Raw genomic sequence first — 17,867 nt, forward strand, 5'->3', positions numbered from 1 at the left:
GTATAAGTGACACCTTCCAGATGGAAGGTGCCCCGCATTTTTTGATTCAAGGTGCAGCTGCGTTTCAGGACTCGTCGCGATCGCGGTACCGAACTCGCGGCGGCGGATACGCCGGAAGATCGACTCCGGGTGGGCGGCGGCGAGGGGGCAGCGGCGGCGATACGTCGTCACCCGAGGCGAAGAAGGGCTCCATCCGCTCCTCACGCCGGGGCGCAGGGGAGGGCTCGGGCGCTCGGCGGCGACCGTACGACGGGTAGTCGTCGTCTGCTGTCGGTCTGCTGTCCGGCTGAGGGCGACGCGTAGGCGGTTGATGCGTGCGATCGACCCTGGGTGGCAGTGGGCTTCTCCGGGGCGGCAGCGGGCGCTCGTCCTGGGTCGGCTCGCGCCTGGGGGTGCTTCGGTAAGCGGGCTGTTCGTCCACCTCGGGGGCGCGGCGACGAGGTGGCTCGGAGGCGGGTGCGTCGGTCACTCGGCGACGACGCCCGGTCTCGGGCGCGGGGTCGCGAGTGGCAGCTGCGGAGGTGTCCCGAGCGGCAGACGCTGATGTTGCCGAACGGCGGGAGCGGGTCGAGCGCGCAGGCCCGGTGGGGCGCTGATTGAGCAGAAAGTATCGGAAGCCACCGATGATCAGCACGACCACGGTTGCGGCCAACATGATCGGAAAGCGGTTGACCAACGGGTACGCGATGTTGATCGCGATGTCGCGCAATGCGGTGCTGTTGTCCTTACCGATGAGCGTGTGCCCGATCGGCACCGCGGCGAAGAGCAGCAGGGGCGGTTGGGCCATCGCGGTGAACAATGCCTTGTTCGAAGCGGCAACCACGGCAAAGAGACAGCCCAGGAAGTAGAACGTCGAGAACACCGCTGTGAGCTCGCCGCCACCTCCGGTGGCATCGATCAGTACGCCGACGGCGGTGACACCGGCAGCAAGCAGGATCACTCCCCACCAGGGCAGGCCGGGGACGGTCACGATGAGCGATCGCTTGTCCAGCGGTACCCCGGAGCGAGCACGTTGGGTTGCAGACACATAACGACATTAGCGGTTCTTGCGTTGTCGGCCGTGTTTGTGCGGGTCGTGGCTGGCGCATTTATCGACGCGATGGCGCGATGGTTTCGGGTTCTTCGTCAAACGAACCGGACGGATTGTGTGCAGGGTCACCGGACGCTCGTGGGTTGGGGCACACCGTCGAAACCGTCAGCGTGGGAGATCGGTGGTGTCGGTGGGCTGCTCTACCGTCGGATTCATGAAGATTCTGCACACCTCCGATTGGCACATAGGTCGCACCTTTCACGGCGTCGATCTGTTGGCCGATCAGGCGAGTGTGCTCGGTTCCATCGCAGATTCCGTCCGCGAACACGGCGTCGACGTCGTGGTCGTGCCGGGGGACATCTACGACCGTTCGATTCCCAGTTCTGATGCGGTCACCGTGTGTAATCGAGGCTTCGAGGCAATTCGGGCGGCCGGGGCGGTCATCGTCGCGACGTCCGGTAATCACGATTCCGCGGTGCGGCTCGGGGCCGGGGCATCCTTTGCCGCTGCCGGCGGATTGCACTTGATCACCCGCGTCGGCCAGATCGGTACTCCGGTGATGCTGAGCGATCAGTTCGGGCCTGTCGCGCTTTACGGGATTCCGTATCTCGAGCCGGAGATCACGCGCGTCGAGTTGGACGTGCCCCGGGCTCGTACTCATTCCGACATCCTCGGAGCGGCCATGTCGCGTGTTCGGCGAGATCTCGCCGAGCGAACGGCGGTCGACCCGTCGACTCGATCGGTATTGCTCGCTCATGCCTTTGTCGTGGGCGGTGAGGCCTCGGAATCGGAACGCTCCATTTCGGTCGGCGGAGTGGAGACCGTCGCAGTGGGCGAGTTCGACGGCGTCGACTACGTCGCCCTCGGACACCTGCATTCTCCGCAGATGCTCTCGGAGAGTGTTCGATACTCGGGTTCACCGTTGCCGTATTCGTTCGGTGAACGCAGCCACCGCAAGGCTGCGCTCCTGATCGAGCTCGACGCAACCGGTCTGTCATCGGTGCAGCGGCTCGATCTCCCGGTGATTCGAGGGCTGAGCCAGGTGGCTGGAACGCTCGAGGAACTTCTCACCGAGTCGAGGTATGCCGATTCCGAGCAGTGCTATGTCTCCGCATTGCTTACCGACCCGGTCCGTCCCGTCGATGCCATGCGGCAGCTCCAGGCCCGTTTTCCCTTTGCCGTTCATCTCGAATGGCAAAGGCCGGAAGGACAATCGGATCTCAAGTACCGCGACGCGGTGCGGGGTCGAACCGACATGGAGATCGCCCGCGGCTTTGTCTCCGCAGTGCGTAGTGACCCGTCCGAGCGTGAGGTCACGTTGATGGCCGAAGCGCTCAGCGCTGCCGCGCGCGCCGAGGAGTCCACGGTCGAACTGGGTGAAACCGCGTGAGACTGCACAAACTCGAAGTCAGCTCTTTCGGGCCATTTGCCGACACGGTCGAGGTCGACTTCGACCGTTTGGGTGCAGACGGGTTGTTCCTCCTTCACGGTGACACCGGGGCAGGTAAGACCACGATCCTCGACGCGGTTGCGTTCGCCCTGTACGGCCGGGTGCCGGGTGCGCGCAACGAGGGCAAGCGATTGCTGTCCGATCACGCGCCCGCCGGTTCGGTGCCGCGCGTGGAACTGGAGGCGACCATCAGTGGTCGCAGAATCAAACTTGTTCGCAGTCCGGAGTATTCGCGTCCGAAGAAGCGCGGGACCGGTTCGATCACCGAGAATGCCAAGGCCACGCTGACATGGTTGGACGGCCGCGGCGAAAATCTCTCGCGCATCCCTGACATCGGTGACGAGATCAACCGTCTCATGGGAATGAGCGCTGATCAGTTCTTCCAGGTTGTGCTGCTCCCACAGGGTGAGTTCGCCAAGTTCCTGCGTGCCGAAAGTGACGAGCGAGGCAAGCTGCTCGAGCGCCTGTTCGACACCAAACGTTTCGTTTCCGTGGAGGCATGGTTCGACGCCAAACGGAAGGCAAGTGCCACCGCGCTCGCGGCCAGGGAGCAGTCCGTGCGGCTGCTGCTTGCCAAGGTCGAGACCGCGGCGGGACTCGAGGTCGGAGCCGAAGCGCACCCACTGGAATGGTCGCGCAAACTTCTGGCCGAGGCTCAGGACACCCGCGATGCAAGTCTCGCCGAGATGTTGACTGCCAAAGACGCAGCAGCCGAGGCTAATCGGGTGCTCACGGCAGCGCAGCGAACCGCAGAGCTGCTAGCTCGCCGCAATCGTGCGACCGCTGAACTCGCGGCATTCAACACCGGCGCCGCGCACCGATCTGCGATCGCCGCCGAACTCGAGACTGCCAAGCGCGCACTGCCGGTGGCGACCATCGCCGGCGACGTAGAAGCTGCCCGCGTGGCTCTTGCCGCATCGCTCGATTCGATGAACACCGCGATGTCGACCTACACCGCACTCGACGGGCCGGACATTTTCGAGCCGGAAGTGTGGCCGCCCACCGGCGATGAGCGCCAACGCGTCGTAGCTCGGATCAGGACGTGGCGTGACGAGATCGTTCGGCTGGACGCGATGGCGGAGGACGCTCGCAGTGCCGATGCGACAGAAGCCGAGATCGAGAAACTCGGAGTTCGGCGAAACTCCCTGTCCGAGCGCGTCGATGCCATTGTGCGTGAACGGACTCAACTGCCAGAGCTGGTGCGCGCGGCCGGCCAACGACTGGACGAAGCGCAACGCGCGCATGCCACCCTTCCCGGCCTCGAGGCTGCACTTGCGAAGACCTCGGATGCTGCGACAGCGGCACATGAAATCGTTTCTCTGCGTGCGCAAGCCGAGAAGATTCGTGTGCAGGTTTTGGATGCACGTGACGCGCACCAGGGTGCTCGTGGGCGCTGGCTCGATCTTGTGCAGAAGCGTATCGAGGGCATGGCAGCGGAGTTGGCGAGTTCACTCGCACCCGGTGATGCATGCCAGGTGTGTGGTTCGCGTGAACACCCGGCGCTGGCGCAGTCGGACGTCGTCACGGTCACCGAGCCTGATCTCGAGGCCGCGTCGGCAGCCGAACGCGCAGCCGAGAAAGCTCTGAGCAAAATCGTCGACCGTCAGGGAACCGTCGACCGTGACATCGACCGGGTGATCGCGCGCGGCGGCGACGGTGATGTCGAAGAACTCGACAGGCTTCGCGCTGCGGCGCAGAGCTCCGTCGACGAGGCAACGCGGGCTTCCGGGCAGGTAGAAGCGCTGGCCGAAAGGCTCGCGCAACTCAACGAGCGTGACGGCGAGCTGCAACAGGAATCCGCTTCTCTGACGGCCGAATTGGCGGCACTGACCGAGCGCATCTCGGCTCTGTCGGCCACGGTCACGCAGATTCGGGCGGCGATCGTTGCGGCGGCGGGAGACGATTCGTCCATCGCGGCTCGGCGCTCGCGGTTCGAAGGGCTGGCGTCCGCTGCCACGTCTGCGTCCGAAGCGCGGGACGAAGCCGTCCGTGCGCAGGTGCGATCGGCAGAATTGTCGACCAAGCTGGCCGATGCGGCGGCCGCTGCCGGATTCGATTCGGTTGACGCTGCGATCGAGGGCGTCCGAGCGCCTGCCCGAATCGCGGCGATCGAAACCGAACTCGCCAAAGCGCGTGACCTCGAGGTGGCCGCTCGGACCGTCCTCGACGATCCTGACGTCGTCGCAGTAGGCGAGATCGAGACAGTCGACGTCGACGGTCCTCGCGAGCGTGCTCTTCAGTGCGCAGAGGTGGTGAACTCGGCTGTTGCAGCCGCATCCCTGGCCGAGAACCGTGTGTCGGATCTCGAACGGTTCAGTGGACAACTCGAGAAGGCATTCGAGGCGGTTGCGCCTGAGCGGGAACTGCACGACGAACTCGCTGCCCTCGCCGACGTGATCGCCGGTAAAGGGCAGAACAGTCGCAAGATGTCGCTGAGGGCCTATGTACTCGCGTCGCGGTTGGAAGAGATCGCGGTGTCGGCATCTGTCCGGCTGCAGCGAATGTCCGGGGGACGCTACGAGTTCGTCCACAGCGACCAGGCCGGCACTCGGGGTCGCCGCGGGGGTCTGGGACTCGACATCCGTGACGACTTCACGGGCGTCGTCCGCTCGGCGAAGACTCTCTCCGGCGGTGAATCGTTCTTGGCGTCTTTGTCTTTGGCGCTCGGACTCGCCGATGTGGTCGCTGCGGAGTCGGGGGGAATCGTCCTCGACACGATGTTCATCGACGAGGGATTCGGAACGCTCGACGCGGATACCCTCGACTCGGTCATGGGGGTATTGGACGAGCTCCGTGATGGTGGACGTGTGGTGGGAATCGTCAGCCACGTCGACGAGATGCGGCAGCGAATCCCGAGTCGCCTGCACGTCATTCGCGGACGTGCAGGCTCCTCGGTGAAGGTGATCGCGGGCTGATCAGGCCTTCTTGTTCTCTACCTCTGACTCGGCTTCGTCATCCTGCTCTTCGAGGACGTCCGAGGCGTCGCCGGCCGGCATCGGCTCGTTGTCGCTCGCGCGTTCGTCGATCTGCTCACCGATGTAGCGGATGACCACCGCAGCCACGGCGGCGACCGGTACTGCCAGGAAAGCGCCGACGATGCCGTACAGCGAGCTACCGGCAGCCACGGCAAGCAGCACGATGACGGCGTGGAGTTTCATCGACTTGCTCTGCAGGACAGGCTGAAGGACGTTTCCTTCGATCTGCTGAACCGCCAGGATGATGATGAGCACGATGATGGCGGTGGTGAGACCGTTGGCCACCAGGGCAACCAAGACGGCCAGGGCGCCGGCGACAAACGCACCGACGATCGGGATGAAGCCACCGATGAACGTGAGAATTGCCAGCACCGGTGCCAACGGGACGCCGAGGATCAGCAATCCGGCGCCGATGAAGACCGCGTCGATCAAGCTCACCAGCGCTTGAGTCCTGATGAACCCGCCGAGCGTGTCCCACATGCGAGTGAGGACCTCTTCGAGGTGCCTACCGGCACGGCCGCCACCGACAGCGTGCAGCCACGGGATGAACCTCGGTCCGTCCTTGATGAAGAAGAACGCGAGAATCAGGACCAAACCGAGCGTGACCAACAACGAGCTTGCCGTGCTCACACCGCTGAAAACGCCTGAAGCGATAGCAGTTCCACTTTCCTGCACCTTGGTGATGACGGCGTGGACAGCGTTGTCGATCTGGTCGTCCTTGAGATTCAACGGCGGACCCTGGAGCCAGTCCTGAACCTGGTTGATGCCCTCGGTGGTCTTGTTCGCGAGCTCGGGGGCCTGGCTGACCACTGACGGAACGATGCCTGCGATCACTCCGGCCAGGATGCCGATCGAGAGCACCAGGGTGATGCCGGCTGCCGCGGCCGGGGGCATACCGCGCTTGATCATGCCGCGGGTCGGTGGCCACATGACTGTCGCGACAACGATCGCCAGAGCCACCGGCAGGACGATGACCCAGAGCTTTTCGATCAGCCAACCGAAAATCCAGGCACCCAGCGAAATCGACGCCAACACCAACGACCACTTCGCGAGCCACATACCCCCTTGCCCGATGATCTCGCCGCGGTCGCGCTTTCGCACCCCTGCGGACGTCCCCTTGTCTTGCTCGCTCACTGATCGTCCTTTCCGTCGGCGCAGGGATCTCCTCGCCGATGTGAGAATCCGGTGATCTAGCTGAGCTGATCGTAACGACTGCATGCGATAACTCGTGTGTTGCGCTGCAATACTGTGTTTTGAAGCATGCCGCTCGGACTAACATTTCCGTCATGAGAATCGCAGCAGCAGTCGGGGCAGCAGCAATCGTCGTTCTCGGGCTCACCGCGTGTAGCACCGAGGATCAGGACAACGCACAGAACAAGATCAGCGAGGCAGTCACGAGCGGGCAACAGGCGCTCGAGACGGCGAAGCAGTCAGCCGGCAACGCCATCGATCAGGGCAAGACGGCGCTGTTCGTCGCCACGTTCCGTGGGGCTTACGCACCGTTGTCGGAGAACCGCGACGACGCAGACATCGAGGAGATCTTGACGACCACGTGCACCGAGGTCTCCAACGGCACGGACGAGGCGAAGGTCAAGGCCACGATCACCGACCTGGCCGAGAACAACGGCAACAAGCCCACCGACGAGCAGGCTGGCCACATTTACGAACTCGCGAAAGCCACCTGCCCCTGACCGGATTCAGCAGCAGCGGGCGCCTGGATTGGCGTCGGCTGCTGCGTGTCGGCGTCGCCAGAACTCCCGTTCGCTGATCACCGGTGAGTCGGCGTGGTGGCGTCGGGTGTGCTCGACGTAGCGCTGATAGTCGAGATCACCCATCACCGAGCGAACCCACCACAGCGTTCCGCGGAACGCTGTGGTGAGTTTTGCCGTCATGGTCGCCGTCGTCATGGTCAGTGCCCACCTCCGTGCGCGGCTCCGGGCGCGCGGACCTTCCCGGCTTTGATCAGCTCGTCCCATTCCTTCTGGATTTCCTTCTCGGCGGGCGTCGGAATGAAGCTGGCGGGACCGAAGATCTTCGACGGTTCTTCCGGAGACTCGGTGGTCGGCAGACCACCGGCTCGGATTGCCTTGACACACACGATGATCCCAGCGATGACGACGACAATCACCAGTGAGGCAAAGATGATCGACAGCGTGCCCTGGATGAAGGTGTTGCGGATGACGGCGTCGATGGCTTCGGGAGTCTTCGCGGAACCGTGCGCCGTCTCGCCTGCAGCCTTCGCATCCTTGAAAACGTTGTGCTGAGCCCAGTACCCGATCGCGGGGTTGTCGGAGAAGATCTTCTGGTACGACGCGGTCATGGTCACGACCAGGTCCCACACCAACGGCACGCCGGGGATCCAGGCCCATTTGAACAGGCCCTTCTTCATGACGATCGTCAGGGCGACCGTCAGGGCGATCGCGGCGAGTAGTTGGTTCGCGATGCCGAAAAGCGGGAAGAGGGTGTTGATGCCGCCGAGTGGATCGGTGACACCCATGAGCAGGATCGCGCCCCAGGCCGCGACGACGATCAGTGAGCACAACCATGCGCCGATGCGCCAGGACGGGTCCTTGAACTTCTTTGCCGGACCGCCGAAGTTGCCGAGCGAGTCCGAGAGCATGAATCGAGCGACGCGGGTGCCGGCATCGATCGTCGTGAGGATGAAGAGAGCCTCGAACATGATCGCGAAGTGGTACCAGAACGATTTCAGCGAGTCACCGCCGAACACGTCGCTGAGCACTTCGGACATGCCGAATGCGAGCGTCGGGGCACCGCCGGTTCTCGAGATGATCGATTCTTCGCCGACGGCTTCGGCTGCCTGAGTCAGCACGTCCGGTGTGATGGGGGCAGTGCCGAGGGGCAGGTTGTTGACGTATTCGGCTGCGGTTTCGGGGGTACCGCCGGTCAGCGCCGCGGGAGCGTTGAGTGCGAAGTACAGGTGCTGATCGAGGATGCAGGCGGTGACCAGAGCCATGATCGCGACAAATGATTCGGTCAGCATGCCGCCGTACCCGATCATCTTGGTCTGGCTTTCTTTTTCGAGCAGCTTCGGCGTCGTACCCGAGGCGATCAGCGCGTGGAATCCCGAGAGCGCGCCACAGGCAATGGTGATGAACAGGAACGGGAACAGCGAACCGGCAAAGGCCGGGCCTTCGCCGTTGGAGGCGAACGGCGTCACTGCCGGCATGTTCAGCGCGGGTCGTGCGACCAGAATTCCGATGGCCAGCAGTGCGATGGTGCCGACCTTCATGAACGTCGACAAATAGTCACGCGGCGCCAGGAGCAGCCACACCGGCAGCACCGAAGCGGCAAATCCGTACGCGATCATCAGCCACGCGATGGTGACCTTGGAGAGCGTGAACCAGTCTGCGCCCCAACCGGTATCGGCAACCCAACCACCGGAGACGATGGCCAGCAGGAGGAGGACGACGCCGATCAGAGAGACCTCGGAGACCTTGCCCGGGCGTAGATACCGTAGGTACACGCCCATGAACAGGGCGATGGGGATGGTCATCGCGATCGAGAACACACCCCACGGGGACTCCGCGAGGGCATTGACGACGACGAGGCCCAGCACCGCGATAAGGATGATCATGATGACGAACACGCCGATCAACGCGGCGACACCGCCGACGAGGCCCAGTTCCTCGCGGGCCATCTGACCGAGGCTGCGCCCGCGGCGCTTGGACGAGATCCACAGGACCATGAAGTCCTGCACCGCCCCGGCGAACACGACGCCGACGATGATCCAGATCGTTCCCGGAAGATATCCCATCTGCGCGGCCAAAACAGGCCCGACCAGTGGACCGGCACCGGCGATTGCCGCGAAGTGGTGACCGAACAGCACCCGACGATCGGTCGGCATGTAGTCGGCGCCGTTCTCCATGATCTCGGCGGGAGTGGCGACGTCGTCGCGGGGTTTGACGATTTTGCGTTCGATCAACCGCGCATAGAAACGGTAGGCAATCAGATAGGTACAAATTGCGGCCAACACGAACCACACGGCACTGATGTGTTCACTGCGGACAATCGCGATCATGTACCAGGCGCCCGCGCCGACCAGTCCGAGAACGAGGAAGACGACGCGCGCAGTCGTGGAAATGGGTGTTTTGTCGATGACACCGACAGGTGGCAGGTCAGGATCGGTTTTCAGGTACTCGACATTTGGTTCCGGCGCAGTCGTCAAGCTCATCGTCGAACTCCGTCCACTCGTGCACGTGTGGCCGCCGTCACAGCGGACCATCTGTCACTGTAGGACCAGAAGGGCGAATCCGCGCGATCTGAGGCGCGGGAGTCGACCGGCGTCAGAATCGGTGAGCGTCGGCGTCGATCCAATCGGTGAGCCAGCTCTGCGGCGGGGAGTCGAGCAGTTCTCCCGGCATCAGCCAGTCGAACAGGTCGGCATAGGTTCGGGTGGTGAGACCGTCGACGCGGCGGTTGAGCATTCCCGGTTGTAGTTCGTCGAACGAATCGATGCCCATCGACGCGATCATCTGTTGAGCGCTGGCGACAGTTGCCTTCTGGAAGCGGTAGACGCGCTCGCTCTTGTCGGGGATGTCGAGTGCGCGTGTGCGTGCCGGATCCTGAGTGGCGACGCCGACCGGGCACCGGTTGGTGTGGCACATCTGGGCCTGAATGCAGCCCACTGCGAACATCATTGCGCGGGCCGCCATCGTGAAGTCTGCGCCCTGGATGATGCGTTTGACGATGTCGGAACCGCTCGCCACCTTTCCGGAAGCGCCGACTTTCACGAGAGGGCGCAGACCAGTTCCCACCAAGGCGTTGTGCACCAGCATCAGGCCCTCGGTCAACGGCATGCCCATGTGGTCCTCGAACTCAACCGGACCTGCGCCGGTGCCGCCTTCGGAACCGTCGACGATGATGAAGTCGGGCGTGATGCCTCGCTCGATCATCGCTTTGCAGATGCCGAGGAATTCACGACGCGAGCCGACACACAGTTTCATCCCGACAGGCTTGCCACCCGACAGTTTTCGCAGGGTGGCGATGAAGTTGATCAGTTCGACCGGGGTGCTGAAGGCGGTGTGTGCCGGCGGCGAAATGACGGTCTGGCCGACGGGAACGCCGCGGGTCTCGGCGATTTCGGGGGAGACCTTGACCCCGGGAAGCACGCCGCCCAAGCCGGGTTTGGCGCCTTGTGAGAGCTTGACCGAAATGGCTTTCACTTGATCGGAGCCGGCGCGCTCGGCAAAACGGTCAGGATCGAATCGGCCGTCCTCGGTTCGGCATCCGAAATATCCCGAGGCGATTTCCCAGATCAGATCGCCACCGTGTTTGCGGTGATACGGACTGATCGCGCCTTCTCCGGTGTCGTGGGCGAAGCCGCCTTTGGCGGCGCCGGCATTGAGGGCCTCGATTGCGTTGGCGGACAACGATCCAAAGCTCATCGCCGAGACGTTCAGGAGAGCGATGTCGTACGGTTTCGTGCAATCGCGTCCGCCGAGGCGAACTCGCGGAACGGTGTCGGGGGCGGTCCGTGCTCGAATCGAATGCGTCATGAACTCATAGCCGATCGCATTGACGTCACGCTCGGTCCCGAACGGCTCCTCAGCTAGCGTTCCCTTGGCACGCTCGTAAACCAGATCTCGCGTTTCCCGATCGAATGGCATTCCGTCGGTGGATGATTCGACGAAGTACTGCTGGATCTCCGGTCGAATCTTCTCGAGCAGGAATCGCGCGTGCCCGAGGACCGGATAGTTACGGAGGATGCTGTGGGACCGCTGTGTGAGGTCGTAGGTGCCCATTGCGGCCAGCGCGAGAGTGACGACCGCGATCACCCACCATCCGGGTGAGACCACAATCGCGAGCGCGGCGGTGCCGAGACCCACTATCCATATCGAGAGCACGATCAGCATCCGAGTCACCTCGAGAGCGTAGGCGCTCACTGTGACACGGCAGCGGTAAGTCTCCACTAGGTTCTGCGATAGAGAACCGAATCCGACACCTTTGGGGGAATGATGACCGAACCGCAATATCCGACCGACCCGCAGGATCCGAAGGAGCAGCAATATCCGTCGGGCCAGCAGTATTCAGCCGGTCAGCAGTATTCAGCAGGCCAGCAGTACCCGACTGACCCGCAGTATTCAGCGGGACAGCAGTACCCGGCCGGTCAGCAGTACAGCGCGGCCCAGCAGTACAGCGCTGCTCCCACGTACGCGGCGCCGCAGTACGGTCCGCCGAAGTCCAATGCCGGGTGGGCCGTCGCGTCGATTCTTTTCTTCTGGCCTATCGCGTTCGCCGCGTTCAACCACCTCCACGACATCTACCCGAAGTGGGCGATGGGCGATCACCAGGGCGCGCAGTACGCATCCGAGAGGGTGAAGAAGCTCGGGCAGATCTCGCTCCTGATAGCCGTCATCTGCTGGGTGCTGTTCATCGCGTTCTACGTCATCTTCCTGGTTGCGATCGTGTCGTCCGTGGACTCGTATACCTACAACTGATCACCTGCCGCGACGTGACGGTGGGGCGAGTACCCGTCACGTCGCTGCGAGGCCGTAGAATCCACAGACCGTGAGCCTTACCCTCGGAATCGTCGGACTGCCCAACGTCGGCAAGTCCACCCTTTTCAATGCACTGACCAACAACGACGTGTTGGCAGCGAACTACCCGTTCGCGACCATCGAACCCAACGTCGGCCTGGTCGAGCTGCCCGATCCGCGGCTGCAGAAGCTCGCCGAGATCTTCGGCTCCGAGCGCATCCTTCCCGCGACCGTGTCGTTCGTCGACATCGCCGGAATCGTGAAGGGCGCATCCGAGGGCGCCGGCCTGGGTAACAAGTTCCTGGCCAACATCCGTGAAGCTGATGCCATCTGCCAGGTAGTGCGCGTCTTCGCCGACGACGACGTTATTCACGTCGACGGCAAGGTCGACCCGGCCTCGGACATCGAGGTCATCGAGACCGAGCTCGTGATCGCCGACATGCAGACTCTCGAGAAGGCTCTCCCGCGTCTGGACAAGGAAGCTCGCAAGAACAAGGAGCTCAAGCCGGCCCACGATGAGGCACTCAAGGCTCAGGCATTCCTCAACGAGGGCACGACGCTCTTCAGCGTCAAGGACAAGCTCGACTTCTCGTTGCTGCGTGAGCTGAGCCTGCTCACCACCAAGCCTTTCCTCTACGTCTTCAACGCCGACGAGTCGGTGCTCACCGACGAGGCGAAGGTCGCGGAACTGCGCGCTTCCGTCGCTCCGGCCGATGCCGTGTTCCTCGACGCCAAGGTGGAGCAGGAACTGCTCGAGCTGGACGAGGAAGACCGCCAGGAAATGCTCGACTCCATTGGTCAGACCGAGCCCGGCCTGCACGCGCTTGCACGCACCGGCTTCCACACTCTCGGGTTGCAGACCTACCTGACGGCTGGTCCGAAGGAAGCTCGCGCCTGGACCATCCACAAGGGTGACACCGCGCCCCAGGCTGCCGGCGTCATTCACACCGATTTCGAGCGCGGCTTCATCAAGGCTGAAATCGTGTCCTTCGACGACCTCGTCGAGGCGGGTTCCATGGCCGCGGCCAAGGCTGCCGGCAAGGTCCGCATGGAGGGCAAGGAATACGTCATGGCCGACGGCGATGTGGTGGAGTTCAGATTCAATGTGTAGTTGAGTTTCGGTTCAACATCTCGCCTTGAATTCCCATCGGTACTCCCTCAGTCTCGTCTCTCGCCGCATTCGAATTCAGCCAGGCAGAAGTCGTCGTTGATCTTGATGACCAACGCAATCACCAACTTCAATGCGGTGATATAGGCATTGAAGTGAGTACTCTCGCCGTCTGCGTTGGACTGCACTCCGTGGAGATACTTGTTTCGGAGTTGGGGTCCGTTGGTGAAACCAACTGCGTTGAGGAGGAAGTTGAAGTAATCGGCCTCCGCTTCAGTCAGCACGGTGGCGCGTCGGGTCACCCATCCTTTCTTCTCCATTGAGTCGATGACTGCCCGTCCATTCACGGAGAGGTGGTAGTAGCTTGTAGCTTGTGTGCTGAACAACGCCTTAAGGATGAGCAGTGTCTGCGCGTCCGCGAACTGGATTCTCGACTCAATGTCTTCAATGACACCCAACTTGATCAAATAGTCGATATCGGAACGTTGGTACTCTTGAAAATCGGTGTATGTGAGGTGGTGTCGCGCGATGAGGGCGGCTCCGCTCTCATCGTTTGTCGTTTCGTCTATGTACGTGAGTGACGATTGGTCAGAAAACAAGAGGTGAAGCACGTTGGTGATCTCTTCGTGTTTCGTGGCATATATGTATTTCCCTTGAAGTAGGCTTGGGATCTCCTTGTATACAACTGAATCGGCGATCATGAGGAATTCCCGATCGATCGTGCCGTCGACAACAAACATGGAGAACTGACTTGCGAGGCTCTCCATCTCGGCGAATAGGTGGCGTATCCTCTGAAGGTATGAAGTTTCCTTGTCGGATGGCGAGAACGTAAAGTCTCGAGCTGCGTACTGCTGGGCGATATACTCCTCGCAGAACCAAGCAATAACCTGTTCTAGATCGATGTTCTTCTCTTCCAGGAATCTGCGATACAGAATTGTCTGTACTTGAGCTGCGTTATCGACGACTTGGGTTGACGGCGTTGCCATGTACTCGCTCTTCCCTCTAGCGCCGATAAGTCTTTCCATGACCCCAAGGCGTGCCGGATAGTAGGGCAAGTTAAGGATTGCCTTGTCGTCGGCGAACTCGAAGAGGTGGAGAAAGTTATTGAGAATGCTGGGATAGTCGAGGGTATCTTCGAGCCATTTCCGCGAGTACGTGTATCTGTAAGTTAGGCCGTCGGACTCGTCGGTCTCAAGCAGGTCGGGCTCGATTTGGTCGTCGACTATTGCTGCTTCCCATCCGACCTTGAATCCCGTGCCCTCAGCAAAGAGGTCTGCTTCTAGTGCGGTGCTGCGCTGCTTCGCTTGAAATTTGAGCTTCGCATCGATCCCAAGCTTGGAATCAGTACGTGCGGTAGCGAGGAGTCGGGTGTAGTTCAAGTTCGGGTCGTCACTGACGACGTAGTCGGCGAGCAGTGTCCGAGTGTCACCTGGAGTGAGACTTTTCGGAAGGTGTATCTGCGATTCGATGTTGTCCTGCAGGTACTCCTGAATCAGGTACTCGGCGCTCGCTGGTGATGCTAGGAGTGCGTCGCGAATTTCTGAGTCGTAGGCTCGGACGAGGCGTTTGCTGGTGAGTTGGTCTCGCAGGTGCACACCTGTCGCATTGAGTGCGGGGAGCGCAGAGTCGGCTCGACAGCGTTCGAAGGCTTTGTAGCGGCCGAGGAGATCGAGAAGGTCGATATGAAACTGGCGCTCGACCCCCGCGACCTTGGCTCCGATGTTCGTGTCATTAACCTCGGAGAAGTATCGCGCCACGGTGCCTCGGATTAGGGGAATCCGTGCTGTGAGATCGCCTTGTTGCTCACTGTTCAGGTCTCTCGGTAATAGTCCATGTTCGAGATACTGCTGAATGTTATGGAGTTCGAGAGCATCGTTGATACTCGTAGGGACCTCGTTGGCGTTGAACGCCTCAACAATCTGAATCACCCGGGGCACGTACCAGCCGACAGAGAGATCGTGTGGGCCATAGAACTTTACTCGACGTTGCTGATTGTCGGTTGTTGTCATCGCACACTCCCATTTTACCCACTGTCCGTTGATGAGAGTGTGCAGGAGCGGTACGACAGTCGGGTGTGCTCCACCGCGCAGATGTTGTTTAGCTACGGAACGTGGTGGAGTTCCGCTTCAATGTCTAAATCCGGCTTCTGGTCCTGACTCCACTGGCATCTCGCTGAGCGACCGACTTGTCACAAACCGCCGCGCTCTCCCCGACAACGGATCGGTGAATTCGAGTTCCCTCGCGAGCAATTGGAGTGGGAGGGAATGATCGTCCGGTGCGTCGGGAAGTAGGTCGGGGTATCGCCGGTCGCCCAGAATCCCGGCGCCGAGGGCCGCCAGATGCACCCGCAACTGGTGCATCCGTCCGGAGCGCGGACGTAGAACCGTGTGCAGCACAGTACGTCCGGAGGCACTCACGCCCGTCCCTCGCGCCTCGATCATGGTCTCGGAGTTGGGTTCACGGCTGTCGTCGACGAGGACCCGCAACTCGCCGCGCCGAGCTTCGATGTGGTTGCGGTAAACGAGAGGGACGTCGAACCCCGGTGCATCCTGGCCCCACTGGGGCGGTCGCGCCGACACCGCCTCGTAGACCTTCGTGACCTGACGCTTCTCGAACAAAGACTGGTACGCGCCGCGCGTCGCGGGGCGAGCCGAGAACATCACCACCCCTGCGGTGCCGCGGTCGAGTCGATGGATCGGGGTCAGATCTGGGTTGTCGAGGCGGACCCGCAGTCGGACGAGCGCCGACTCACGCAGGTATCGCCCGCTAGGGGTGGTCGGGAGAAAATGTGGCTTGTCGATGACGACGAGATCGTCGTCGGTGTGCAGGATTTCCTCGTGGAACGGCACCGGATCCTCTGCCGGTAACTCGCGGTAGTACCAGACGAACCGGTGCGCGCTGAGTTCTGTGCTCCGGCGGATCGAGGTGCCGTCGATATCCACGAACTCGCCGTCCTCGAACCGCCGATACAGGTTTTCGGCGTCCAGATGGTCGAACTTGGCCACGACGTACTCGGCGATTGTCGCCCACGGCCCGGACAGGGGGATGCGTAGCCGCGTCGGGCCAACCCCGTTCTTGACGGGCAGCGGTGCGGACATGGACACACAGGCAATCATCCCATCGACTGCTGGTCAGCGGTGATTCGGTGTGGCCTTGCCAAAGACGTCCCCGCGGGGACGCGGAACCGAACTCGCAGCGGTGGTCGGCCTAGATCGTCGAGTCGAAAATCAGTAGCACGGACGACTGGCGGGTCCGTATGGTTCGGGAGGTAAAAGACCGCAGTCGAAAAGCGCTGCGGTCCATACCTTCTGTAGCTCAATTGGTGAGAGCACCCGACTGTGACTCGGGCGACGGCGGATCGTAACCGCCCAGAGGGACTCAGGCCTCAGCTCAGATGCGGCTGAGGTCGGGCCTCTAGGCGCAGAGACCGGAAGCCCTCTGCCTGCACATCTGCCGAACCAGCCTGAGCCGGTATTCCCTGAATCGTCGGACAGCATTCCAGTCGCCGGCCATTTCCGCGTCGGCAAGTAGGTATTCGCAGTTGTCCAACTGATCCTTCAAAGACATCATCAGAATTCACCTCCGATCACCCGAGCAAGTACCTGTCCAGGATGCGTCCGGCAGGACCCCGGGGACATCGGCCGTAGTACCTGTTCAGGTACCTGCTTCGGTGTGCGGTGGAGGCTACTTCTTGACCGCAGGCGCAGGTAGCGGCATGCCTCGCTCTGCCAGGACCCCTCGGAGGCGGTCGGGGTAGTCGGTGATAATTCCGTCGACCCCGAGGTCGATCAGGGCGTGCATGGTGGCGGGATCATCGACGGTCCACGGGATGACCTTCATGCCACGGGCATGTGCGCTCGCGATCATGTCGGCTGTCGGATAGAGGGTGAAACCGGGATCCCCGACCTTTCCGCCCTGCGGAGTTCCTTGGACGGGGGAGTAGGCGGAGGCACCAAAGGTTGCTACCGCCGCGATGCCGTCGCCACCGAAATCATCGATGTCCAGGCCGCCGAGCCACGGTGATGCTCCGTCCTTGCCTACCTGGAGAAAGTCGCCGTTGGTGAGCGCAACGACGGGAACACTCGGTGCGAGTTGACGGGTGAGCATGAGTGAGCCCCAGTCGAAGCTCTGAATGGTGACGCTGTCCAACAATCCGGCTGCCCGGATCGTGTCGAGGACAACAGAGACGAACTGCTCACGCGGGGCGGTCTCGTGAGGCGCTCCCGCTTCCACCTTGGTCTCGATGTTGAGCTTGATTCCGGGTGCGTTGTACGACTTCACAAGGGTGAGGACTTCTTCGAGCGTCTGCATTTTCGCTCCCGGAACATTTTGCTGCTCAGGGTATCCGGCAAGCGGGAGGGTGCCGCAGTCCATGGTTTTGATCTGTTGCAGGCTCAGTGTGTTGACGAATTTGCCGACGTACGGGAACTCCGGGTCGCCGGTAGTGGCCGGCTCGGTGTCGAGGCATTTCTTGTTCGAGATCTTCCGATCGTGTGTGACGACAGCGATCCCGTCCTCGGTGATCTGGGTATCGAGTTCCAGTGTGCTGACGCCCATTTCGAGGGCATTGGCGAACGCAGCCAGGCTGCTCTCCGTGTACAGGCCGAGTCCGCCGCGGTGGGCTTGGACGTCGAACGTCGAAACCGGCTGGGGCGCTGAACTACCGAACGAACCGGGCCAGTCGAGACTGCCGGTTGGCGATGCCGAGGCCGGGGTCGCCAGCGCAGCGAGGGGGAGTGCGACGGTCACGGCGGCGCACGACAATATTCTGCTCAGTTGCATGAAAGGAACGTAGAGGCGTCGAATG

The 17,867-nt window shown here is 62.0% G+C and carries 13 protein-coding genes and 1 tRNA gene; 6 read left to right on the forward strand and 8 right to left on the reverse strand.

What is annotated here, in order from left to right:
• Positions 1–64: 64 nt before the first annotated feature.
• Positions 65–1,027 (reverse strand): DUF6542 domain-containing protein, encoded by a 963-nt coding sequence (locus ACFT1A_RS23590; RefSeq protein WP_378449000.1) that lies wholly within the window; start codon positions 1,025–1,027, stop codon positions 65–67.
• Positions 1,028–1,244: 217 nt separating this feature from the next.
• Here ACFT1A_RS23590 and ACFT1A_RS23595 point away from each other — a divergent pair, with 217 nt between their 5' ends.
• Positions 1,245–2,420 carry an exonuclease SbcCD subunit D gene (locus ACFT1A_RS23595; RefSeq protein ID WP_378449001.1) on the forward strand — a complete coding sequence of 392 codons (1,176 nt, stop codon included), beginning with the start codon at positions 1,245–1,247 and terminating at the stop codon, positions 2,418–2,420.
• The gene (locus ACFT1A_RS23600; RefSeq protein WP_378449002.1) at positions 2,417–5,395 is read left to right on the forward strand and encodes an AAA family ATPase; all 2,979 of its coding nucleotides are present in this window, start codon (positions 2,417–2,419) and stop codon (positions 5,393–5,395) included. The genes ACFT1A_RS23595 and ACFT1A_RS23600 overlap by 4 nt, the downstream gene beginning before the upstream one ends.
• Here ACFT1A_RS23600 and ACFT1A_RS23605 read toward each other — a convergent pair whose 3' ends face one another.
• Positions 5,396–6,589: an AI-2E family transporter gene (locus ACFT1A_RS23605; RefSeq protein WP_378449003.1), complete on the reverse strand. Its 1,194-nt coding sequence runs from the start codon at positions 6,587–6,589 to the stop codon at positions 5,396–5,398.
• Positions 6,590–6,741: 152 nt separating this feature from the next.
• Here ACFT1A_RS23605 and ACFT1A_RS23610 point away from each other — a divergent pair, with 152 nt between their 5' ends.
• Positions 6,742–7,146, forward strand: coding sequence for a hypothetical protein (locus ACFT1A_RS23610; protein WP_378449004.1), 405 nt, complete (start codon positions 6,742–6,744; stop codon positions 7,144–7,146).
• A gap of 6 nt (positions 7,147–7,152) precedes the next feature.
• Here the strand turns inward: ACFT1A_RS23610 and ACFT1A_RS23615 are convergent, their stop codons facing one another.
• The 3 genes from ACFT1A_RS23615 to ACFT1A_RS23625 all read right to left on the reverse strand — a co-directional run bounded on the left by ACFT1A_RS23615 (position 7,153) and on the right by ACFT1A_RS23625 (position 11,337).
• Positions 7,153–7,362, reverse strand: coding sequence for a YbdD/YjiX family protein (locus tag ACFT1A_RS23615; RefSeq protein ID WP_003945213.1), 210 nt, complete (start codon positions 7,360–7,362; stop codon positions 7,153–7,155).
• A gap of 2 nt (positions 7,363–7,364) precedes the next feature.
• Positions 7,365–9,647, reverse strand: coding sequence for a carbon starvation CstA family protein (locus ACFT1A_RS23620; protein WP_378449005.1), 2,283 nt, complete (start codon positions 9,645–9,647; stop codon positions 7,365–7,367).
• Positions 9,648–9,759: 112 nt separating this feature from the next.
• Positions 9,760–11,337: an FMN-binding glutamate synthase family protein gene (locus ACFT1A_RS23625; protein ID WP_378449100.1), complete on the reverse strand. Its 1,578-nt coding sequence runs from the start codon at positions 11,335–11,337 to the stop codon at positions 9,760–9,762.
• 93 nt (positions 11,338–11,430) lie between these two features.
• On the opposite strand from ACFT1A_RS23625, the gene ACFT1A_RS23630 reads away from it, so the two are divergent.
• Positions 11,431–11,913 (forward strand): CD225/dispanin family protein, encoded by a 483-nt coding sequence (locus ACFT1A_RS23630; RefSeq protein WP_378449006.1) that lies wholly within the window; start codon positions 11,431–11,433, stop codon positions 11,911–11,913.
• 70 nt (positions 11,914–11,983) lie between these two features.
• Positions 11,984–13,063: a redox-regulated ATPase YchF gene (gene ychF / locus ACFT1A_RS23635; RefSeq protein ID WP_030536245.1), complete on the forward strand. Its 1,080-nt coding sequence runs from the start codon at positions 11,984–11,986 to the stop codon at positions 13,061–13,063.
• A 47-nt stretch (positions 13,064–13,110) separates the two neighbouring features.
• Here the strand turns inward: ychF and ACFT1A_RS23640 are convergent, their stop codons facing one another.
• Positions 13,111–15,069 carry a hypothetical protein gene (locus ACFT1A_RS23640; protein ID WP_378449007.1) on the reverse strand — a complete coding sequence of 653 codons (1,959 nt, stop codon included), beginning with the start codon at positions 15,067–15,069 and terminating at the stop codon, positions 13,111–13,113.
• A 117-nt stretch (positions 15,070–15,186) separates the two neighbouring features.
• Positions 15,187–16,176, reverse strand: coding sequence for a pseudouridine synthase (locus ACFT1A_RS23645; protein WP_378449008.1), 990 nt, complete (start codon positions 16,174–16,176; stop codon positions 15,187–15,189).
• Positions 16,177–16,364: 188 nt separating this feature from the next.
• Between ACFT1A_RS23645 and ACFT1A_RS23650 the strand changes: the two genes are divergently transcribed.
• A tRNA-His gene (locus ACFT1A_RS23650) sits at positions 16,365–16,437 on the forward strand.
• A gap of 307 nt (positions 16,438–16,744) precedes the next feature.
• On the opposite strand, the gene ACFT1A_RS23655 is transcribed toward ACFT1A_RS23650, so the two are convergent.
• Positions 16,745–17,842 carry a glycerophosphodiester phosphodiesterase family protein gene (locus tag ACFT1A_RS23655; protein ID WP_378449009.1) on the reverse strand — a complete coding sequence of 366 codons (1,098 nt, stop codon included), beginning with the start codon at positions 17,840–17,842 and terminating at the stop codon, positions 16,745–16,747.
• Between the last annotated feature and the right edge of the window lie 25 nt (positions 17,843–17,867).

Source organism: Rhodococcus sp. NPDC057135, assembly GCF_042670865.1.
Lineage (GTDB): Bacteria > Actinomycetota > Actinomycetes > Mycobacteriales > Mycobacteriaceae > Rhodococcus_F.